At 67.9% G+C, this 20,691-nt stretch carries 23 protein-coding genes and 1 pseudogene; 5 read left to right on the top strand and 19 right to left on the bottom strand.

Going from position 1 to position 20,691, the window contains the following annotated elements:
* The 3 genes from AB0C34_RS11550 to AB0C34_RS11540 form a co-directional block, all read right to left on the bottom strand.
* Positions 1-448: transposase (locus tag AB0C34_RS11550; protein WP_357070022.1), on the bottom strand; the 448-nt coding region annotated here is incomplete at its 3' end.
* Positions 423-1,154 (bottom strand): hypothetical protein, encoded by a 732-nt coding sequence (locus tag AB0C34_RS11545; protein ID WP_357070020.1) that lies wholly within the window; start codon positions 1,152-1,154, stop codon positions 423-425. The genes AB0C34_RS11550 and AB0C34_RS11545, both read right to left, overlap by 26 nt.
* On the bottom strand, positions 1,151-1,369 hold the full coding sequence (locus AB0C34_RS11540) for a hypothetical protein (RefSeq protein WP_357070018.1): 219 nt from the start codon (positions 1,367-1,369) through the stop codon (positions 1,151-1,153). The genes AB0C34_RS11545 and AB0C34_RS11540 overlap by 4 nt, the downstream gene beginning before the upstream one ends.
* A 115-nt stretch (positions 1,370-1,484) precedes the next feature.
* Between AB0C34_RS11540 and AB0C34_RS11535 the strand changes: the two are divergent.
* Positions 1,485-1,781, top strand: a pseudogene (locus AB0C34_RS11535) (tyrosine-type recombinase/integrase); the annotation flags it as partial.
* A gap of 35 nt (positions 1,782-1,816) precedes the next feature.
* On the opposite strand, the gene ccsB reads toward AB0C34_RS11535, so the two are convergent.
* The 7 genes from ccsB to hemL all read right to left on the bottom strand — a co-directional run bounded on the left by ccsB (position 1,817) and on the right by hemL (position 8,976).
* Positions 1,817-2,776, bottom strand: a complete 960-nt coding sequence (gene ccsB, locus AB0C34_RS11530; RefSeq protein ID WP_357070016.1) for a c-type cytochrome biogenesis protein CcsB — start codon at positions 2,774-2,776, stop codon at positions 1,817-1,819.
* Between the two features lie 2 nt (positions 2,777-2,778).
* Positions 2,779-4,455, bottom strand: a complete 1,677-nt coding sequence (locus AB0C34_RS11525) for a cytochrome c biogenesis protein ResB (RefSeq protein WP_357070014.1) — start codon at positions 4,453-4,455, stop codon at positions 2,779-2,781.
* A complete protein-coding gene (locus AB0C34_RS11520; protein ID WP_357070167.1) occupies positions 4,452-5,306 on the bottom strand; it encodes a cytochrome c biogenesis CcdA family protein in 855 nt (284 codons plus the stop codon). The genes AB0C34_RS11525 and AB0C34_RS11520 overlap by 4 nt, the downstream gene beginning before the upstream one ends.
* A 43-nt stretch (positions 5,307-5,349) precedes the next feature.
* On the bottom strand, positions 5,350-5,526 hold the full coding sequence (locus tag AB0C34_RS11515) for a hypothetical protein (protein WP_357070012.1): 177 nt from the start codon (positions 5,524-5,526) through the stop codon (positions 5,350-5,352).
* Between the two features lie 77 nt (positions 5,527-5,603).
* Positions 5,604-6,203, bottom strand: coding sequence for a TlpA disulfide reductase family protein (locus AB0C34_RS11510; protein WP_357070165.1), 600 nt, complete (start codon positions 6,201-6,203; stop codon positions 5,604-5,606).
* 44 nt (positions 6,204-6,247) lie between these two features.
* Positions 6,248-6,865 (bottom strand): histidine phosphatase family protein, encoded by a 618-nt coding sequence (locus tag AB0C34_RS11505; protein WP_357070163.1) that lies wholly within the window; start codon positions 6,863-6,865, stop codon positions 6,248-6,250.
* Positions 6,866-7,638: 773 nt separating this feature from the next.
* Positions 7,639-8,976, bottom strand: coding sequence for a glutamate-1-semialdehyde 2,1-aminomutase (gene hemL, locus AB0C34_RS11500; protein ID WP_357070010.1), 1,338 nt, complete (start codon positions 8,974-8,976; stop codon positions 7,639-7,641).
* Positions 8,977-9,149: 173 nt separating this feature from the next.
* Between hemL and AB0C34_RS11495 the strand changes: the two genes are divergently transcribed.
* The gene (locus AB0C34_RS11495) at positions 9,150-9,539 is read left to right on the top strand and encodes a hypothetical protein (RefSeq protein ID WP_357070008.1); all 390 of its coding nucleotides are present in this window, start codon (positions 9,150-9,152) and stop codon (positions 9,537-9,539) included.
* A 21-nt stretch (positions 9,540-9,560) separates the two neighbouring features.
* Here AB0C34_RS11495 and AB0C34_RS11490 read toward each other — a convergent pair whose 3' ends face one another.
* The 5 genes from AB0C34_RS11490 to hemB all read right to left on the bottom strand — a co-directional run bounded on the left by AB0C34_RS11490 (position 9,561) and on the right by hemB (position 12,658).
* Positions 9,561-9,782 (bottom strand): hypothetical protein, encoded by a 222-nt coding sequence (locus AB0C34_RS11490; protein WP_357070006.1) that lies wholly within the window; start codon positions 9,780-9,782, stop codon positions 9,561-9,563.
* Positions 9,783-10,091: 309 nt separating this feature from the next.
* Entirely contained in the window at positions 10,092-10,355 is a 264-nt protein-coding gene (locus AB0C34_RS11485) for a hypothetical protein (RefSeq protein ID WP_357070004.1), read from the bottom strand.
* Positions 10,352-10,834: a hypothetical protein gene (locus tag AB0C34_RS11480; RefSeq protein ID WP_357070002.1), complete on the bottom strand. Its 483-nt coding sequence runs from the start codon at positions 10,832-10,834 to the stop codon at positions 10,352-10,354. Before AB0C34_RS11480 ends, AB0C34_RS11485 begins: the two co-directional genes overlap by 4 nt.
* A gap of 325 nt (positions 10,835-11,159) precedes the next feature.
* On the bottom strand, positions 11,160-11,675 hold the full coding sequence (locus AB0C34_RS11475) for a hypothetical protein (RefSeq protein ID WP_357070001.1): 516 nt from the start codon (positions 11,673-11,675) through the stop codon (positions 11,160-11,162).
* A gap of 5 nt (positions 11,676-11,680) precedes the next feature.
* Entirely contained in the window at positions 11,681-12,658 is a 978-nt protein-coding gene (gene hemB / locus AB0C34_RS11470; protein WP_357069999.1) for a porphobilinogen synthase, read from the bottom strand.
* A gap of 228 nt (positions 12,659-12,886) precedes the next feature.
* On the opposite strand from hemB, the gene AB0C34_RS11465 reads away from it, so the two are divergent.
* The 3 genes from AB0C34_RS11465 to AB0C34_RS11455 all read left to right on the top strand — a co-directional run bounded on the left by AB0C34_RS11465 (position 12,887) and on the right by AB0C34_RS11455 (position 15,182).
* Positions 12,887-13,696, top strand: a complete 810-nt coding sequence (locus tag AB0C34_RS11465) for a hypothetical protein (protein WP_357069997.1) — start codon at positions 12,887-12,889, stop codon at positions 13,694-13,696.
* Between the two features lies 1 nt (position 13,697).
* The gene (locus AB0C34_RS11460) at positions 13,698-14,789 is read left to right on the top strand and encodes a tetratricopeptide repeat protein (RefSeq protein WP_357069995.1); all 1,092 of its coding nucleotides are present in this window, start codon (positions 13,698-13,700) and stop codon (positions 14,787-14,789) included.
* A 120-nt stretch (positions 14,790-14,909) separates the two neighbouring features.
* Positions 14,910-15,182, top strand: coding sequence for a hypothetical protein (locus AB0C34_RS11455; RefSeq protein WP_357069993.1), 273 nt, complete (start codon positions 14,910-14,912; stop codon positions 15,180-15,182).
* Between the two features lie 174 nt (positions 15,183-15,356).
* Here AB0C34_RS11455 and AB0C34_RS11450 read toward each other — a convergent pair whose 3' ends face one another.
* From AB0C34_RS11450 to AB0C34_RS11435, 4 genes are all read right to left on the bottom strand, one after another.
* The gene (locus AB0C34_RS11450; RefSeq protein WP_357069991.1) at positions 15,357-16,919 is read right to left on the bottom strand and encodes a bifunctional uroporphyrinogen-III C-methyltransferase/uroporphyrinogen-III synthase; all 1,563 of its coding nucleotides are present in this window, start codon (positions 16,917-16,919) and stop codon (positions 15,357-15,359) included.
* Between the two features lie 222 nt (positions 16,920-17,141).
* The gene (hemC, locus tag AB0C34_RS11445; RefSeq protein WP_357069989.1) at positions 17,142-18,197 is read right to left on the bottom strand and encodes a hydroxymethylbilane synthase; all 1,056 of its coding nucleotides are present in this window, start codon (positions 18,195-18,197) and stop codon (positions 17,142-17,144) included.
* Positions 18,194-19,633, bottom strand: a complete 1,440-nt coding sequence (locus tag AB0C34_RS11440; RefSeq protein ID WP_357069987.1) for a glutamyl-tRNA reductase — start codon at positions 19,631-19,633, stop codon at positions 18,194-18,196. The genes hemC and AB0C34_RS11440 overlap by 4 nt, the downstream gene beginning before the upstream one ends.
* Positions 19,630-20,532 (bottom strand): redox-sensing transcriptional repressor Rex, encoded by a 903-nt coding sequence (locus AB0C34_RS11435; RefSeq protein ID WP_357069985.1) that lies wholly within the window; start codon positions 20,530-20,532, stop codon positions 19,630-19,632. The genes AB0C34_RS11440 and AB0C34_RS11435 overlap by 4 nt, the downstream gene beginning before the upstream one ends.
* Between the last annotated feature and the right edge of the window lie 159 nt (positions 20,533-20,691).

Raw genomic sequence — 20,691 nt, 5'->3', positions numbered from 1 at the left:
CGGGCAGATACAACTCCCGATCGATCAGGGCGTGCCCGCGTGGTGAGGCATACGCCAGGAACACCCCAATCTGGCAGTTCTCGGTGCGGCCCGCAGTGCCCGAGTATTGACGTTGCACCCCAGCCGATTTCACGCCCTTCTTCAGGAACCCCGTCTCATCGGCAATCACCACGGCCTCTGAGTCGCCGAGATGCTGCACCACATACTCACGCACCTCGTCACGCACACCGCCGATATCCCAGTCGGCTTTGCGCAACAACCGCTGCATCCCGTTCGGGCACACCTCACCAGCGCGTTCAGCCAGAGTCCAGCCGTTCTTCCGCTCCAGACCCGCGACCAGCCCCGACACATACTCCCGCGCCCTAGCCCGCGGTTCGGAACGGCAAAACCGGTCCCCGATCCGCACCATCAACGAATCCAGCTCAGCCACCAGCCGATCCAACATCACCCGACAGGTCTACCAGCACCAATCCACGCGAGTGACGTTGCAGTATTAAGACCCGGGCCGCCGTAGCTGGCGCATCACGCACTGACGTTGCGATTTGAAGACGTCGCCAATGCTCTCGACGCTCTGCGAGTTGGCGGTACGTCGTAGCAACTGGCCCTCCCCGCGGGGTAATACCAAACTCTTCGATCACCATCTGCATGACGTCCTCCAAGCAGGGCCGGAAACGAGTCCCACCGACAGGAAAATGCAGGTCGGTCAGAAGCGACTTCGTCTTTCCTCGACGTCGGCGCTTCGCTCGCGCGGTGCTTTCACCACATGCACGCATGGCAGCTTCCAGCTCGCTGTGCTCACCGTGAAAGTGAATGTGCGCCGAGGGCAGGGCGTCAGTAGTCCTCCGGTCGAATTCGTAGCGAAACAGAGGTTGGCGGCCATTGGGCTCGACAAAGACATGGATCTTGGACCGATCGACAGCCAGGTACCGCTCGTAGCCATCCCATGTGCACATGTACTCGACCGCCAGGCGCAGAAGCGGGCCGGTCTCGTCGCAGAGTACGACGCCAGATTCAGGCACTTGCGCGACTCGGAACATGTTCAGTTCTAGAACTGCCGTCGCAGCGAATCCGGGGGTGTCCGGTCCCGCGACGAACTGCACCGTCTCTGTCAGCTGCTTCGCGAATTCATGCGCCTGATGCTCAAGCTCGATCAACGCGGATCGCGTGCGAGGAAGTACTCCAAGCTCAGAATCTCGGTTAGCAGTGCGCGATCGTCAGAGTCGAGCTCCCAGCGCTCGCCTCTTTCCTTGAACTCGGCAAGGCTACAACTCCGTCGCTCAACTTCAAGGGTGAGTCGAACCAGCTCTGCACGCACCTCATCCAGAGTCAGCACACGCACCGGTCCGGCTGCTGGCATTACCGCAGTCATAGTCCTACCTCCTTCTCGCACGCTCCAACGGAGGTACCCCTACTGTTACCGGGTAGGCGCCTCATGTGACAAATAGGCCACGAAGTGGGATTTTCCATCAAAACTCGGTAGGCACGCGGCACGGTCGGCTAACGGTTCCGCGTGTCGCACGGCCGGTTTTCCAAAAGGTTTCAGCTTCCAAGACCTGCGCCACTACTACGCCTCGCTCTTGATCCGCCAGGGCGCCGACATCAAGACCGTGCAGGCCCGTGTGCGGCACGGCAGCGCGGTAACCACCTTGCGTTATTACGCCCACTTGTGGCTTGATGCCGACGAGACGACGCGAGCGGCAGTCAGCGGCGTACTCGAGGACCGGCTCGGGGCTACTGCGTACTCACTGCGTGCCGAGGATCCAAACGCCGACAGCGAGTAGCCCGCCGAACGGTCGAATGAGCAGGTCAGCCCGTATCAGTTCAGCCCAGCGTATGAATGCAATCCCGAGATCACCATGTTGATGATGAACAAGTTGAACAGCATCGCGACGAACCCGGCGACATTGATCCACGCCGCCCTGGTGTCGCGCCAGCCGGAGGTCGCGCGGGCGTGCAGATAGGCGGCGTAAAGGACCCAAGCGATGAAGGAACAGGTCTCCTTCGGGTCCCAGCCCCAGAATCGGCCCCACGCGGCCTCGGCCCAGATGGCGCCGAGAATGACGCCGGCGCCGAAGAGCGGGAAGCCGATGATGGTGGCCTTGTAGGCGAGGCGGTCGAGGGTGCGAGCATCGGGTAGGCGACGGGCGACGACCCCGAGGATGGTGGTCGACTCCTGGCCTTCGGGCTGGCGCAGGCGGTACAGGAACAGCAGACTCGCCACGCCCGCGAACAGGAACACGCCGCTGCCGACGCTGACGATGGTGACGTGTACCGGCAGCCAGAAGGACTTGAGCGCGGGCACCACGGGCGCGGCATCGGCGTAGAGCACGGTGCCCGCGAGGAACAGTAGGATCAGCACCGGCACGAGCAGAAAGACCCACATCGCGCGATAGCGCTGCTCGCGCAACAACAGCACCCCGACGAGCACGGCGGCGGCCGTCGCCATGGTGACGAACTCGTACATGTTGCCCAGCGGGAAGCGGTGCGCGGCGACGCCGCGCAACACGATCGAGACCACGTGCAGCACGATGGCGACCATCAGCACCGAGAATGCCGTATTGCCCAGTCGCTCCGATAGCGACTTCGATGCTGGCTCGGCGATCCGGCCCGGTCCCGACGGCGCAGCCCCTACCGGAACGAGCTCGCGCTCGGCCACCTGACGGCTGCGCGCTGTCGCGTACTGCCAGATCAGCAGCACCATGACCAGCGCATACACCACGATCGCGGTCTTGAACGCGAAATCGCTGTATCTGGCGACGGTCTCGTCGATCGGCATGGTCACTCTCCCGTGGTTTCGGCGCCGCGCACCGTGGTGGTCGCGGTGTCCTCGGGTTGCTCGCCGAACAGGCGCCCACGCAGCCGATCGAACTCACCACCCCAGCCGGCCTGGTCGGTCCGCGCGAGCCCACCCATCTCTACTACAGTATGTCGTTGGTCAACGGTACCCGGCCGGTTCTCGGCCGGGTAGACCCGCACCCAGATCCGCCTACGCTTCACCAGCAGCGAGACCAGCAGACCCGCCATCATCAGCAGTGCGCTGACCAGTACCCACTGCTGTGCGGGATCGTGCGACACCTGCAGGTTCACGAACTCCTGTGCGCCGTCGAAGGTGACCTTGGTGCCATTGGGCAGTGTGGTCGACTCGCCGGGCCGGAGGTTCACCCTGGCCTCCTTGGTCAGCCGCCCCTGCTTGACCTGCTCGGGGTCCAGCGCGAACAGCGACTGCGGCTTGCCGGTGTCCAGGCCGGTGTCGCCCCGATAGATGTCGACCGCGACGGCCGGGTCGTTCATCGCGGGGAACGCCGAACTCATCAGCGTCCCGTGGAACAGGGCGGTCGGAGCAAACAGGCCCTCGATCGCGATCTGATTCTTGCGGCGCTCCTCCTCGGTGGCGTACATGCCGCCGGGCGGGTCGATTCGCAATACGCCGCTGGACAAGAAGGTCGACGCGTCGTCGGGGCGCCACTGGATGGACTCGGTGCGGGTCCGGCCGCCGGGGAAGGTGACGGTGAAGGTCGGGGCGTAGCCGTGGCCCTGCAGGTAGAGCCGATCCCCCGCGACCCGCAGCGGGTGGTTGACCTGCACCTGGGTATCGCGCCACGTGTTCGTGCGTAGGTCGTCGCCCGCCTGATACGAGATACCCGCGGTGAACATCTCGGCTTGGCCGTTGGTCAAGTAGTCGGCCTTGAAGTCTTTGACCCGCACACAGATCGGCGACATCCCGGTGCCGTCGTTGACGTTGCCCGCCTTGAACGAGTCGAACACCGCGGGCGACGTGGTACAGAAACCAGGGCCGTTGTTCGCCAGGACGATGACACTGCCCTCGTAGCCGAACAACTTGCCCGCCGCTATCGCGATCAGCAGCCCGACCAGCGCGAGATGGAAAACCAGATTGCCGAGTTCGCGGGTGTAACCCTTCTCGGCCGACAACGCCACCTCGCCGTCGCGCGTCCCTGGCCGGACCTGGGTGCGCCAGCCGCGCAACTGGGTGCGGGCGTGCGCGATCACGTCTTCCGGCGTCTGCGCGGCATCGCCCGAATAGTGGTGCGGTAGGCGAGTCAGATTGCGCGGCGCCCGCACCGGCGGGGTACGCAACGCGCGGTAATGGTCGAGCGTGCGTGGCAGGATGCAGCCGACCAGCGAAATGAACAGCAGCACATAGACAGCCGTGAACCAGAAGCTGGAGAACACGTCGAACAGCTCGAACCGATCCATCCACGGACCGAGCGTCGGCCGATCGGCGATGTACTGGGCGACTTTCTGCTCATTGAGGCTGCGCTGTGGCAGCACCGCGCCCGGAATGGCCGCCAAGGCAAGCAGAAACAGCAGCACCAGGGCGGTGCGCATGCTGGTGAGCCCGCGCCAGGTGTTACGCACGAATGCCCAGGCGCGCCCCAGTACGGACTGCCGCTGCGGCGCGGGAGTTGCGGTCGCCGGATGGTCGGTCACGGTCATATCGGCAAGATCACCTCGGAAACGAACCCGTCGCGTACCCAGGCGACAAACTGGTCCCACGCTCCGGTGACCAAGGCGACACCGACCGCGACCAGCAGGATGCCCCCGATGATCTGGATTGTGCGGGAATTGCGGCGCAGCCAGCCGACCCCGCGCAGCGCACTGGCCGACCCGAACGCCAAGACGACGAACGGCAGCCCGAGGCCGAGGCAGTAGGCGACGATCAGCGCGACGCCGCGCACGGCAGTCGTCCCGTCGGTGCCCGCGGCCACCGCCATCACGCCGGACAGCGTCGGGCCGAGGCACGGCGTCCAGCCGAGTGCGAACACTCCGCCGAGTAGCGGCGCGCCCACGATGCCAGTGAGTCGGCGTGGCTCCATCCTGGTGTCGCGTTGCAGCGCGGGAACAAGGCCGATGAACACCAGTCCCATCAGGATCGTGACCACGCCGCCGATCCGTTGCAACAGTTCACGATTCACATTGAGCGTCTGGATGACGCCGAACACGGTGGCGGTGGCGAGCACGAAGACCACGGTGAACCCGGTGACGAACAGTCCGGCAGCGCCGGCGACCCGCATCCGTCCCGCCCGCGAACCCCGAGCAGCCGCGTCCGCGACGACAACTGAACCGGAGTGCGCCGCGCGGCCTTTCGTCGCCTCCGCGACCGTCGCCGGTGGCGCCTCGGCACCAACCAAGCCGGCCAGATACGACAAGTAACCGGGCACCAACGGCACGACGCACGGCGAAGCGAACGACACAAGTCCCGCGAGCAGGCACGCGCCGAGCGCCAGCAGCAGCGGCCCGGAGGCCGCCGTCTGCTGGAACGACTCCCCGACACCGGCGAGCACCATCACCTGGCCTCCCCGGTTCGCGGCGACGCTGCGCCCTCGGATCTCACACCGATTCCTCCTCGGGTGCCCGCTCGGCCGCTTGCTCGGCACCGCGGAGCAACGACACCTTCCGCTCGGTGCGGGCGGGCTGCTCGATGACGTCGAGCACGACGAACTCCAGAAGTGAATCGGCGGCGACGCTGCGCGGCACGGTGGCGATGCCCGCCCACCGGTCGTCCACAGCCCAGCCGCCACTGATTCGTCGGGGACCCTGCCGTGGCCGACAGGCACGCGGGTTACGGGTACGACGGTCGCGATTCACTGTGATTCCTCCGCGGCGAGACGTTGCACCACCGGCCGCAGATCCTCGGCGAGCAGGGACCGCAGGAAAACCGCGGCGACCCGGTGTTGCCGATCGAGGACGAGGGTGGTGGGGATGACACTGGTAGGGAAACTGCCGCCGAGCGCGAGCAGCGTGCGCATGGACGGATCGTAGATGGATGGGTAGCCGACCTTGTTGTCGACCACGAAGTCCTGGGCTTTGTCCTGTTGCGGGTCACGGACATTGATACCGATGAACGCGACGCCCTTGTCCTTGGTCGCCTCGTAAACGGCTTCCAGAGCGGGCGCTTCGGCGCGGCACGGACCGCACCACTGGCCCCACAGATTGAGCACGACGACCTTGCCCGCGTGGTCCTCGATCGAGGTGGTCTTGCCCGCGGTCATCAGGTCGGCGCCCGCCAGCCGGCCAATAGTGCCGCGCGCCGCTGGCGGGTCGTAGCGAATGTCGGTCTGGCCACCGGGCGAGACGAACTCGAAGGTACCGCCGGATGCCACCGCGTCCGAACCGGTCGAACAGCCCGCGAGCGCGGCGATCAGCGCCACGCACGCGAGCAGGACCGGTAGCACCCGCCGCATCGGCGCCATTGCCGCGGGCGGGGTGCTGGCGGAGGTGGGGCGGATCATGCGCCGTGTACCGAAGGGTCCGAACCACCCGCGGGCTCGGAGTAGACGATGTCGACGAGTGTGTCGCCGTGGTAGACCAGCGAGGTCAGTGAGGCGAGCGAGCACTGCCGGTGCCGTGGGTCGTGCCAGAGCCGCTGCCCCTGCAGGAATCGCCGCAACGTCCACACCGGCAACTGATGCGATACCAGCACCGCCTCGCGACCGGCGGCCTCGACCCGCGCCTTGTTCACCGCGGCCAACATGCGGTGTGCGATTTGCAGATATGGCTCCCCCCAAGAGGGGGTGAACGGGTCGCGCAACTTCCACCAGTGCCGTGGTTTGCGTAATGCGCCGTCGCCGACCGAGACGCGCAGTCCTTCGAAGGTGTTGCCGGCCTCGACGAGATTCTCATCGGTCCGCACGATCAAATGGTGCGGTGTGGCGATCGGCTCGGCGGTCTCCTGCGCCCGCTGGAGCGGGGACGCGATCACCAAGGCGATGTCGTGATCAGCCAGTGCCCGCGCGACCGCACCGGCCTGCGCCCGGCCCGCCACCGAGAGGCTGAAGCCGGGCAGCCGTCCATACAGGATCCCGTTCGGATTGTGCACTTCGCCGTGTCTCAGCACGTGCACGATCGTCTCGACCGGCGCGGTGCCCGCGTCGTGCCCCTGCTCGACGACCCGCGCCGGGCTGTCGGTAGGCGCAGCGGCGTCGCCTTGGGCTCGATCGCGCTCGGCGTTTCCGCTCTCGGCGGCACCACGTTCGAAGGGGTCCGCGGTGGAGCGCTCACCTCCGGTGGCCGTGGGTGCGGTTGCGCCGCGTTCTGTCACGTCATCTCCGGCGACGTTGCGATCGATGGCGTGGGCCGAAGTGGTGGCACTCTCGACGGCAACGCCTTTGCCTGCCGCGACGCCGTCCTCTGCGCCGGCCGCGATCTCCTCGGACGGTCCGGCCGAGCGCCGCTGCTCGTGGTCTTCAGTCTGTGCGACGACCTCGACGTTCGATGCCGCGGCGGCGGCGAAATGGGCACCCGCGTCGACGACGGTCGACCCAGCGGCGTCGGCACCGGCGGTCTCGGACCGGACATCATCGGGTTCGGTCGCCGCGGCAGCGGCAGCGAACTGCTCACCGGCGTCGATCACGATCGCGTCCGTGCCGAGATCGGCGACCGGGCCGGCCGCGCCGCTGCCGGAATCACCCGTGTCGACAACCGGTGCGGTGGTCGCGCTCGCCACCGTGGACGCGGTTCCGGAAGGCACCGGGTCGGCGGCCGGCCCGTCCGCCGCATCCGCAGTGGACACCGATGCTGCCTCGCCGGCGCTCGAATCGGCGGGACCCGGCTCGGCGACGCCGGTGCTGGGCTTGGTCGGCTCGCGCTGGGCGACATCAGGCTGATCGAGATCGGGGCTCACGCGCGGGATCCTTCGGGGGTGGCGGCCGCAGCCGCGTGTGCGGCGGCGGGCAGGGCGGCGGCGATACGGTCGAACGCGTTGTCGTCGAGCGCCGCGGAGACGAACCACGCCTCGAACGCGCTCGGCGGCGCGTACACGCCGCTATCGAGCAGAGCGTGGAAGAACGCTGGGTAGCGCCAGGTCTGACTCCCCTTGGCGGCGGCATAGTCGGTGACCGGGCGTTCGGCGAAGAACACGCTCACCATATTGCCCGCGAACTGGACCTGATGCCCGACCCCCGCCTCGGTCAGCGCCTCGCGGAACAAACCGCCGAGCCGTGCCGCGTTGTGGTCGAGCGCGGCGTAGACGGCGTCGTCGGCCGCACGTAACGTGGCGAGCCCCGCCGCCACCGCGACCGGATTACCAGACAGCGTGCCCGCTTGGTAGACCGGGCCCAGCGGAGCGAGGTGGTTCATGATCTCGGCGCGACCACCGAACGCTGCGGCGGGCAGGCCGCCACTCATCACCTTGCCGAAAGTGTAGAGATCACCCGCGACGCCCTCGCGGCCGAACCAGCCCCCGCGGCTGACCCGGAACCCGGTCATCACCTCGTCCATGACAAGCAGCGCGCCGTGCTCGGCGGTGAGTGCGCGCAGGCCCGCGTTGAACCCGGGCAGCGGCGCGACCGCGCCCATGTTGCCTGCCGCGGCCTCGGTGATCACGCAGGCTATCTCACCTGGATGCGCGGCGAACGCCGCTGCCACGGCGTCGAGGTCGTTGTAGGGCAGTACCAGGGTGTCGGCGGCTTGAGCGCCGGTGACGCCGGGCGAGGTGGGCAGCCCGAGCGTCGCGACGCCGGAGCCCGCGTCGGCGAGTAGCGCGTCGACGTGACCGTGGTAGCAACCGGCGAACTTGATGATCTTGGTGCGGCCGGTGTAGCCGCGGGCGAGCCGAACCGCGCTCATCGTGGCCTCGGTACCGGAATTCACCAGACGCACCCGCTGCACCGGCTCGACCCGGTCCACGATGGCCTCGGCGAGTTCGACCTCGCCCTCGGTCGGCGCACCGAACGACAATCCGTCGACCGCCGCGCGCCGCACTGCCTCGACAACGGAGGGATGCGCGTGTCCGAGGATCATCGGCCCCCATGAGCACACCAGGTCCACATACTCGTTGCCGTCGACGTCGACGAGCGTGGCGCCGTGGGCGGAGGCGATGAATCGCGGGGTGCCGCCGACGGATCGAAAAGCCCGCACCGGAGAGTTGACGCCACCCGGAATCAACGAACTCGCCCGGTCGAAGAGTTGAGCGGAAACCAGCACCGATGCACTGGTCACGCGCGGAGAAGAACTCACGTCATTCAGTCTCTCAGCCCCCGCGAAACGGCCCGACGACAGGGTGTAGTGGAGTGACGCAGGCCGCAACGAGTCGGCAACACGCCGATGCGGTGTTTGCGCGGATATAGATCGCTGGCCGATTGCCGGTGCGTACTGTCGGGACACATTGTCCATCGGCTGGGAGGGTCTGCATGCGGATTGCCATCGTCAGCGCGGCTACGCTTACTGCGGTTGTCGGCGCCATCGTGACGCTGGGCGCCGGTTCGGCCGGCGCCGTCGAACCGATCGAGCAGCTGGACCAAGGGCGCGTCGGCGTGCGCCTCGACCACGCAGAAACCAAAGCGCTGGCCGGCGGACCGATTCCCGCGCTGGTCACCATGGTCGTCCCGCTCGACCGGATCGGCGCGGGCCTCAAGAGCGACACCGCGATCTACCGCGATCACAACGGTGGCGTGCATGCCTCGCTCCGCCAGGTGATGCTCGAGGCGGCGAACCGACCGGACGGGACGATCACCCTCTACCTGAACGCCCCCGGCACCCGCGACGGCCGCGTGCTGGATATTTACCAGAACTGGGGCTGAGCGGGCGCCGACGGCAATCCGTCAGGTGTACATGCAGGGCGCCTGCGCCGAGATGGTGTGCAGGTGGCACATAAATGCGTTGTACGGGCCCGCGGAACCCGAGTCCGGCACGAGGATCGGTGCATCGATGGAGGTCGGGTCCTCCAGCGCAAGACCTGGATTCGCGCCCGCGGGCGCTGCCCCGATTCCGAGGGCGGCGGCCACGGCAAACGCGGCAGAGATCTTGACAGCGAACCGGTTCATCACACACATTCCTTCATCGAAGCATTTCCAACTACGGCCGAAATACTAACGGCCGCAGAAAGATTCCCCACAACGCGCGGTCTACGAGCTGCACGCCCGAGCCGACGCGCTGCGCGGTCGCACGGTACCCCGGCGGGTGTGGCGCCGCGATTCGACGGTGCGAAGTCAGGTGCCGTTGAGCCGGCAGGCGGCGACTCCGATAGCCACCGGGCACACGTGATCGAGCTGGTCAGTGGCGCGGGTGGGGTGGCCGCGACCGGATGTATCCGTGTTCGGCGCGAACGAACAACCCGGACGGCCCGGCGTGAATCAATGTCCGGTTCCAGTAGGTCCACGGAGTCCGTGGACCAGTCTGGCCGTTGCGTCGACCGCGAACACACCGGCTACCGTGACGAGCACCGCGGCCAGCAGCAACCAGGGCGCGAGGTACCGGATAGCCGCGAATCCGGGCGAATCGCCGAGCGGCGCGAAGTCGGTGACGTGGATGCCGCGGCGCCAGCTCAGCCCCGCCCCCACCAGCGCGAGCATGATCACACCCAGTTCGACGATCACCGCGATGATCCAACGCCTCAACGGTCCGCTCCATCCTCGCTTCGATGTACAACCTGGGTCAACGCCGCACGCAGGGCCTTGTGATCCTTGGCCCACGCCTGCACCGATGTGCCATCGGTCAGCCGCAGCCCGATGCCGGTGCGGCGGCGCGGCACGCCGGTCAATTCACCGAGCGCCCTGGCCGACTCCCACTCCGCATCATTCCAGGTGTCGTCGTCGTGCTCCGAGAAGACCTCGGCGATCGAACTCACCAGCACCGATTCGGTGCCTTCACGAAGCGTCGTTCCAGTGAGTTCGACACTGACATGCCGCCTACCCGCGACCACTTGCAGTGCAACGAAACCGGCGATCGAAGCCGCGCAGAAGACGAGGGCGAACCAGTGCACCGAACTACCCGCGACGAGTTCGAGAAGCAGAATGCCGAGACAGAGAACCGGCCCGTACGACACCGCGCGCCAGTGAGCGCCCGGTTCGGCGAACAGGGTGGTCGCATCGGTCACGCCGGACACACCACGGCAGTGCAGAGCCGCACGCGGCAAAGCAGAATCAGCGAGTCAAGCTGGGCAGTAGCAGCACACCCACGGTGAGTATCCCGAACAGGATCAGCAAGCTCAAGATGGCCAGGTCCCGTCGAATACCGTGCGGCTGCTGGATCACCACGCGCATCGATGCCTCCGATCCTCCGGAGCCTGCCGCCGACTTCCCTCGCGCAAACGTAAAACACCGCCTGAGCAGCGACTACCGGTTCCCGTGTCCGCTGTGACAACCCTCACGATACCTCCCGACCCGTTTCCGACAAACCGGGAACCTGTTCCGCCCAGCGCTTCACCGCTGACTCGAGTGGAGATACGCGGTGGACTCCGGACGGTGCGAGAGATAGATCGCTCCGACCGCAAGCACCGCCTGCACGATCGCGGCGGCGCCCGCGATCAACGACGCCGCACCGGTCACCGCGTCGATCGCGAACAGCGCGCCGACGCCGAGCACTACCACCCAGCTGCCGAGGACCGTCAACACGGTGCGGGCCCAGAGCTTGCCGCGCGCGAACTGATGCACGATCGCGATCGCGAGCGCGGCGACACCGAGCCCGATCAGCACTACGACCACATACACCAGCGTGACCATCAGCTCCGCACTCGCCATCGTGACCTGCGGGTTCTGCGCCTTGGCTTGGTCGAAGACCTCCTTGGCGAAGGTGTGCCGCTGCGACAGCGCCGCGATGATCGACGCGATCAGTTGTACGACGCCGAATCCGACCACACCCCACCACAAATGCCGCGCGGTACCGACATCCACCGGCACCGGGGCCCTGGTGGGTCGCGCACCGGGCGGTCCCGGCATATTCGTCACGACAACCAGTGCGCGGCCTCGGTCGCCCAATAGGTGAGCACGATGTCCGCGCCCGCCCGGCGGATCCCCATCAGCGACTCGAGCACAGCGCCGCGGCGATCGATCCAGCCGCGCTCGGCGGCGGCGGTGATCATCGCGTACTCCCCCGAAATCTGATAGGCGGCGACCGGGACGGTCGAGCGATCGGCGACATCGCGCAGAATGTCGAGGTACGACATGGCCGGTTTCACCATGACGATATCGGCGCCCTCGGCCAGGTCCAGATCCAGCTCACGGATCGACTCCCGACGATTGGCCGGGTCCTGCTGGTAGGTGCGACGGTCGCCTTCCAGCGACGACGCGACGGCCTCGCGGAACGGTCCGTAGAACGCCGAGGCGTATTTCGCGGCGTAGGCCAGGATGCCGGTGTCGGTGCGCCCGACCGCGTCCAGTCCGCGCCGGATCGAGCCGACTTGGCCGTCCATCATCCCGCTGGTGCCGAGCAGATCGGCGCCCGCGTCGGCCTGAGCGAGCGCCATGTCCACGTAGCGGTCCAGGGTCGCGTCGTTGTCCACGGTGCCGTCGGGGGCGAGCACGCCGCAATGGCCGTGATCGGTGAACTCGTCCAGACAGGTGTCGGCCATGACCACGGTGGAATCGCCTACTTCGTCGGCGAGCGCACGCAGGCCGCGGTTGAGAATGCCTTGCGGATCGCTGGCCATACTGCCGATGGCGTCCTTGTCCGCCGGACGCGGCACCCCGAACAGCATGAGGCCGCCGACACCCGACGCGACCGCCTCGACGGCGGCTTTACGCAGCGAGTCCAGCGAATGCTGCACGACCCCCGGCATCGAGCTGATCTCGCGCGGTTCGGCCAGACCATCTGCCACGAACATCGGTAACACCAATTGCCGTGGTTCCAGTGTTGTTTCGGCCACGAGACGACGCAGCGCGGGGGTACGCCGTAACCGCCGCGGGCGGTCCATTCCGGTCATGAATCGCACGATACGCCCGGTGGGATCGACTGTCGCGATCGCCCAGCGCCTACGGCTTCGGCGCGGCACGGCTGATCCGAGGCGGTGATCGTGTCGCGACGAGATCGGCAGCGCGGGTCGCGGTCGTCGAGACCGCACGCCGCCCGCCGGTAATGGTGTGGAAATCGCACATGCGACGCAGGTCGAAGGCGCATACTCCCACTGAGGCGAGACCCCATGGGGGACAGCATGACCGATCCATACATCGATATCTCGCTGGCCAGAGCCGCCGACTTCGAGTCGTGGGCGGCGGCGCTGCTCTCGGAATGGTGGCCGGTGCTGACCGGCGACCTACCTCCGCCCGCCACCACGCTGCGGGCCTGGCGGGCCACCGACCACACTGCGCAGGTCTTCCGGGTCGAGTTCGTCGCAAGACAGTTTGCCGAGCCCGGTGTCATGCGCCACGCGCACGCCGCCTTCGGCGCCCTCGGTATGCCTCCCGACCGCCGCGAATTGGCGCGTAGCAGTGGCAGTCACCTGGTCGGCAGCACCGAGGACGCCATCGTCGGGTTACGTTTCTCCGGTATCGCGCACACCGTTTTCGTGCGACTGCAGAGCAGGCCGTGTCAAGTGGCGCCTGGGGCGGGCACGTTACTGCTGAGCAGGGCCGAGGCACAGCTACCGTTCCCGAATACCACTACCGGGCCGCTGGACGTGCGGGTGGCCCGCAACAACGCGCGCCACCTACTCACCGGCCACGGCGCGAAATACGCGACCGCCGCGGACCCGTTGCAACTCGGGCCGCCGCAACGGGTCGTCGATCTCGGCTGGGCTTTCCTGTTTCCCTGGTCCACCACGTCCTGGTACACCCACGGCGTGTTGCCCACGCTCCCACCGGGCACCCGAGGACCGATCGTGGTCGTCAAGGACTCCGGCCACACCTGGCTGCTGAACAGCCTGAGCAGCTTCGACGCGCAGCTCACCGCGTACGCGCGCGATCGCGGGTACCCGGTCACCCGTCCGGGATCCGAAACGGCCGGACGCAACCAGGGACGATGACATGACCGAGCCAATCGATCCGCCGACTGTGGCGGAGGTCCTGCGCGCCCGCCTGCACTGGGACATCGACCCGCGCCGCGCCGGAATGCTGCACACCATGCTGCGCGGCTGGCCGCTCTCGCTCCGTATGACCGCCAAGCCTCCGAGCACGCCGGTCTACACCTTGCTGATTCCCGGTACGCAACCCCACGACATCGACGCGCTCCCCCCGACCTGGACGCTGACCGGCGAACCGACCTGGCCGAGCGACGCTGAACCCGCATCGGACCACCACGCGCGGCATGCGAACGCCAGACCGCCGACCGAGATCGAACTCGTCGCCATGGAGCGGCGCGCTGAGGCGCTGTGGGACGCGGGCGACGCGGCCGGCGCCGAACTCTGGCTGCGCCGCGCCGCCGCGGGCGGCAGCGCGGGCGCCATGACGACACTCGGCACGCTGTTGGGCGCCGATGGTCGGATTGGCGAAGGAATGCGCTGGCTGGAGAACTCCGCCGCGCGCGGTAGCGAGTTGGCGGGGCAGCAACTGGGTTTACTGCATTTGGAGCGCGGAAATCTCGACGAGGCCGAGCGATGGTTGCGGCCTGCGGCCGAACTCGGACTGCCCGAAGCACTGTGCAATATGGGAGTGCTCGCCAATCGGCGAGGCCGTAACGACGAGGCCGAGCACTGGTACGAACGCGCGGTGCGCGCCGGAAACCCCACGGCCATGCGCAGTCTCGGCCTGCACGTGGCGCGCCGCGGCGCCTTCGACCACGCGATCGACCTACTCACCGAGGCGGTGCGCCGAGGAAGGGCCGATGCGATGGCGGTGCTCGGCGCCCTACATCTCGACCGGGGGGATCGGATCGAGGGCGAACGGTGGCTGCGCAGGGGCGCGAGCGCGGGCGACCCGGACTCGATGTTCCACCTCGCGCTGTTTCTGCGCGAACAGAGCACCCCATTCCTCGCCGGCGATCTCGCCGACCCCGAGGTGCGCTACGCCGCCGCGACCGCCACCGACCGGACGCCGGCGCAACAGGAAGCGAAACAGTGGCTCGAGCGCGCCGCCGCACTCGGCCATCCACAGTCGCTGCGGCTGCTGCACGACCTTTGAGCAGCCCCGACGCCAAGGGGTCACACCCCTTGTGAGCGGCAGGTTTGTCGGTGTCACACGGTAGAATCGAAGGTACGTTCGAGGGGGCTCACCGCCCCCGATCGCCACGGGAGGGTACCAGTGCGCACACCGACGACTGTTCTCATCGACCGCCCCTATGCCCCGCTGCAGAAGCGCCCGCTGCCAGCTGGGCGTCCGCGCGCGTGGTACGTCATGCACAACCGCCGTCTGAAGGCGATGCGCCTGGCGATCGCCCTACTCGACTCGGGCGTCTATGCCCCGAGTTACGCCACCGACAAACGGATCCGCCACACGGCCGAAGTAATCGGCATTCGCCTGCCGTCCTCGGCCACCTGCACCATGGTCCGCACCCTGATGCGCAAGCGGCACTGACGCCCGGTAGGGCGCTCAGCAGCGCGTACCAACCCACCCGAGGAAGCCACCGGCCTGACGCGAGTGGCGTTATTCTCCGGTGGCCTATCCGGCCTCGAACTTGCTGCCGGACGGCGCGATTCGGTCGGCATCGAACCGCGCCGCGGCTGGGCCGGGTCCCTCGAGTATCGCGGGTCAGCGGCTACGTCGGCTCTTCTTGCGAGGTGGCGGCAGCAGACCTTCGGCACGAAGACGAGCAGCGTGCTCGGCCAGCGCCTCGACCAGCGGACCGACCTGAGCTATCTCGGGCTGGACGTCGACGCGCAAGCCGAACTCGATGGCGGTTTCGGCGGTTTTGGGACCAATGCACGCCACGATGGTGCGGGCATGCGGCTTGCCCGCGATGCCGACCAGGTTGCGTACGGTGGAGGACGAGGTGAACAGGACCGCGTCGAAGCCGCCGGTCTTGATCATCTCGCGAGTCTCCGCGGGCGGCGGCGACGCGCGCACGGTCCGGTAGGCCGTCACGTCGTCGATCTCCCAACCGCGATCCCGCAGGCCCTCCGCCAGCGTCTCGGTGGCGATGTCCGCGCGGGGCAGCAACACCCGGTTCACCGGGTCGAAAACGTCGTCGTACGGCGGGAAGTCGGCAAGCAGGCCCTCAGAGGACTGCTCACCGCTGGGAACCAGCTCGGGGTTGATACCGAACGACCGCACCTTTTCCGCGGTGGCCTCGCCGACGCAGGCGATTTTCACACCGGAGAACGCCCGTGCGTCCAGACCGAACTCGGCGAACTTCTCCCATACCGCGCGCACCGCGTTGGTGGAGGTGAACACCACCCACTGGTAGCGCCCATCGACCAGGCCCTTGACCGCCCGCTCCATCTGCGCCGGGCTGCGCGGCGGCTCGACCGCGATGGTAGGCACCTCGATCGGAATGGCGCCGTGCGTAACCAGCCGCTCGCTCATCTCGGCGGCCTGATCCTTGGTACGCGGCACCAGCACGGTCCAGCCGTACAGCGCGCGAGACTCCCACCACGACATCTTCGAGCGGTGCGCGACCACCTTGCCGATGGTCACCACCAGCGGACCGACCAGCTCGGAGGCCGCGCTGTTCAGCGTGGCCAAGGTGGCCTCGATGGTGCGCTGCTGCCGGGTGGTGCCGCGCACCGTCACCGCGACCGGGGTCTGCGGCGCCATACCGTGCTCGACCAGGGCGCTCGCGGTTTCGGCCAGATGCCCGGACGTCGCGTGCAGCACAAGTGGACCAGGAGCGGCCGCCAGTGCGGCCCAGTCGACCTCCCCGCGCACGTCGGCCTCGGTGTGCCCGGAGCCGAGCGCGATACCCGCGTAACTGGGGACCGCCGACCCGTTGGGCAGACCGGGCAGCACTTCGAAGATCATGTGCGACCGGGTGACGGCATTGACCTCGGTGATCACCGAATCGGTGGTGAGCGGGTCCCCGGCGACCACCCGGACCACGTCGTGTCCGTTGCGCGCCTCGGCGATCAAGGTCTTGGCGACCTCGGCGGGTTCGCCGAGCGCGGGCCGGACATCGACCGGGCGCTCGCCGTCGGGGCCTGGCTCTACCGCGGCACCGATCAGGGCGAGCACGCCCTTGTCGACATCGGGGTCGGTGAACGCCAGCGTCGCCCGCCCGATCACCTCACGGGCCCGTACGGTCAACAGCGCTGGGTCACCGGGACCCGATCCGACGAAGAGGATCCGACCGGGGTGCTTCTTGGTGGCTCGGCTCATGCTGTGTCCTTCCTGGCATGAGCGGAACCCTCCGTGGTCACGCTCCGCTGCCGCCTCCGGGTTCGACCACTCATGCCCTGGTCCTTCCTGGCATGAGCGGAACCCTCCGTGGTCACGCTCCGCTGCCGCCTCCGGGTTCGACCACTCATGCCGGCACCTCGCTTGCGCTCGGCTCCGGCATGCCCGAAGGCACGGTGCCTATGATTCGCTCGCTGCGCTCGCTCATTGGCTGTTCTCCATTGGGCTTGGGTTGGGCAAGTCTGTGGCGGGCGAACTCACCGCCTGCGTGCGGGGACCGTCGCCCGAGTCGGCGGCGAGAAGGTCGCGCGCGCCCATATCGAGCAGCTCGCGAGCCAGCGCACGGCCGAGTTCCACCGCCTCCGCAGGGGCGCCGACCACCGACGCCCGCAGTACATCGGACCCGTCGACGGCCGCCGCGCACGCGCGCAGCGAGAGCTCGTCCAGGATCTGTCCTTCATCGTCGAGCGACTCGACGACCTCGGCGAGTGCACCGATCGGCGCGGTGCAGCCTGCCTCGAGCTCGGCCAGCAGCGCCCGCTCGGCGAGCACCGACGCGCGGGTGGCCGAGTCGTCCAGGCCGGAGAGAATCTCGATGAGCGTGGCGTCGTCACTGCGGCATTCGACCGCGAGCGCGCCCTGAGCCGGGGCAGACAGCATCTGCACCGGCTCCAGTGCCTCAGTGACCGCGTCCAGCCGCTCGATGCGGGCCAGGCCGGCCCTGGCCACCACGACGGCGTCCAACTCACCCTCGCTGACCTTGCGCAGCCGCGTGTCCAGGTTGCCGCGCAGCGGCACGACATCCAGGCCCAGCCCCAACGCCCGCAACTGAGCCGCGCGCCGCGGTGCGGACGTGCCGACCTTGGCTCCCGCGGGCAACTCGCCGAGCACAAGTCCGTCCCGCGCCACCAGGGCATCCCGCGGATCCTCGCGGGGCGGAATGGCGGCGATGGTGAAGCGCGGATCCTGCGCGGTCGGTAGATCCTTGTAGGAATGCACCGCGATGTCGATCGCACCGGCGGCCAGCTCGTCTCGCAGCGCGGAAGTGAACACGCCGACGCCGATCTGCTGCACCGGATCCGACGACAGGTCACCGGCAGTCTTGATCACGACCAGTTCGGCAGGGTGCCCCGCGGCGACCAGGGCGTCGCGCACCGTGCCCGCCTGAGTGAGCGCGAGCAGGCTTCCTCGAGTGCCGATCCGCCAAGGCGCACGTGCGCTGCTCACTGTCACGCTGCCTTCCTCGTGCACCATGGTCATGCCATCTGCCCCTGTTCCTCGCCGCGATGTCCGGCGGTGAAGTCGTCGGCCAAGGCGATCTCGCCGTCAGCCAGTGTCAGGTCGGCGCGCCCGGTGGGGAGCGCGGCGATCTCCATCGGTGCGGCGACCGCCTGCGCCGCACCGGGTTTCAGCTCGAACAGCTCGCGCAGCGCCTCGGCGTAGCTGTCACCGCCCGGCGTGGAGGCCAGTTGCTTCACCCGCACCGTCGGCGCGTGCAACAGCTTGTCGACCACGCGCCGTACAGTGCGGGCGACCTCGTCACGCTCCGGGTCGGCAAGACTGGGTAGCCGCGAATCCAGGCGGAGCAGTTCGGACTCGACCACCTCCGCGGCGCGTTGGCGTAGCGCGGCGACAGTCGGGGTGACCTCCGCCATCCGCTGACCGGCGAAATACTTGGCGAGTTCGTCGGCCACGATCGAGCGCGCGGCCGCGGTGTCGTCAGCGGCAGCGCCCGCCGCGGGATCGCGCTGCAATGTCTCGATGTCGATGACCGTGACGCCGGGCAATCCGGCCACGGCGTGCTCGACATCGCGGGGCAGGCCGAGATCGCAGAACACCAACGGCCGCTCGACAGCGGCGAATTCGCCACGCTCCCGTTCGGTCAGCGCCCGATGGGTGTCGGCAAGGGTCACCACCGCACCGACCGCACCGGTGCAGGTGATCACCACATCGGCCGCGGCCATCGCCTCGGTCAACCGGGACAACTCTCTCGCGTCGGCCTCGACGCCGTGCGTGCGTGCGGTCTCGGCAAGCCGGCGCGCCCGCGCCATCGTGCGGTTCAGCACGATGATCCGGCCGATCCCCGCGCGCGACAGATGCGCCACCGCCAGACTGCCCATGGCGCCGGCGCCGACGACGACGGCGGTCCGCCCGGCCAGCGGACCGAGTACGTGCTGGGCGCGGTCCAGCGCCACCGACACCACTGACGCGCCCGCTCGGTCGATACCCGTCTCGGAGTGCACCCGCTTACCGACCCGCAACGCGTGCTGCGCGAGCTCGTGCAGGGTCCGCCCTACCGCCTGCTGCGCGTCGGCGGAGGCATAGGCGCCGCGGATCTGGCTGAGCACCTGCTGTTCGCCGACCACCATCGAGTCGAGCCCGCTGGCCACCGCGAACAAGTGCTCGGCGGCGGCTTCCGAATAGCGGACATAGGCGTGCTTGGTCAGATCGGGAAGCGGAAGTCCGGAATACTTGGTCAGCAGGTCGCCAACCTCGGCGAGGCCGCCGTGGAACGCGTCGACCACCGCGTAGACCTCGACACGATTGCAGGTGGAGACGATCATCGCCTCGGACACGTGACTCGAGGAGAGTAAGCGATCGATCAACTTGGGCCGATCCGTATCGGTGACCGCCACCTTCTCCAGTACCGCTACCGGCGCGCTGCGGTGCGAGATGCCGACGAGCAGAATGCTCATGCCCGTGCCTCGCTCTCGTTCGGCACAGTCGTCCGCCCCACGCCGTGCTGGTTGATTCGCTCGCTGCGCTCACTCATGGTGTGACCACCGATCCCTTGCTGCTTGGCTCCGTTGCCGTATGCGGGGCTGCCGAGTGTCTGAGTGCCTGCTGTGTTGCCGTCGGAGTGCGGGAGATGCCGGGCGATGCGCCCAGACCCGGCATGCACCACCTCCGGTAACGGAGCCGGTTCGCCGTTGCGTACCCGCTCGAACGACAGCATCTGCATCTCGACGGCCAAATCCACCCGGCGGACCTCGACCGTCGCCGGAGCGACCAACTCGCAGGGAGCGAAACTCAAAATCGATTGCAGCCCGGATTCGACCAGCCGGTCACACACGTCCTGCGCCGCGTCGTCGGGAACGGTGATCACCGCGATGGTCGGCGCCAAGGTGGCGACCGACAGTGCCAACTCGGCGACATCGCGTACCACCAGACCTGCCACCGACATGCCGATCACGTCTGCGTGGTTGTCGAACATGCCGACCACGGTGAACCCGCGTCGCTGGAACCCGCGGTAGCCGACCAGGGCACGGCCCAGATTGCCCGCGCCGACAAGCACGACGCGATGGCCCTCGGACAGACCGAGCACATCCTCGACTCTCGACCGCAGCTTGGCCACGTCATAGCCGACGCCGCGGACACCGTTGGGCCCGAGGAACGACAGATCCTTGCGCAATTTGGCCGAATTGACACCCGCCGCGACAGCCAGTTCCTCACTCGATACGATGGCCACACCGTCGTCGGCCAACATGGCGAGGACTCGGAGATAGGTGGCCAACCGCGCGACGGTGGCCTGCGGGATGTCCTTTTGCAGAGCCCTGCCGGAGACGCCGCCCGGCGTCTCATGCTGCTCTGTCACGTCGTCGGCTCCTCGTTCCGGCCTTGGTGGGCGCCGGCTCGTCGCTCGACCTCTGGCCCGGGACGGTCCGGTGCCACGGTCGAAGTTTCGGATTTCAGCTCGGCTCCGCATCCTGGGTATGCGGGTCACGTGCCACCACCGTAACTGCTTGTGAAGCCC

This window comes from Nocardia sp. NPDC049220 (assembly GCF_040647855.1).
GTDB lineage: Bacteria > Actinomycetota > Actinomycetes > Mycobacteriales > Mycobacteriaceae > Nocardia.
This window is presented reverse-complemented; position numbering and strand designations above follow the sequence as displayed.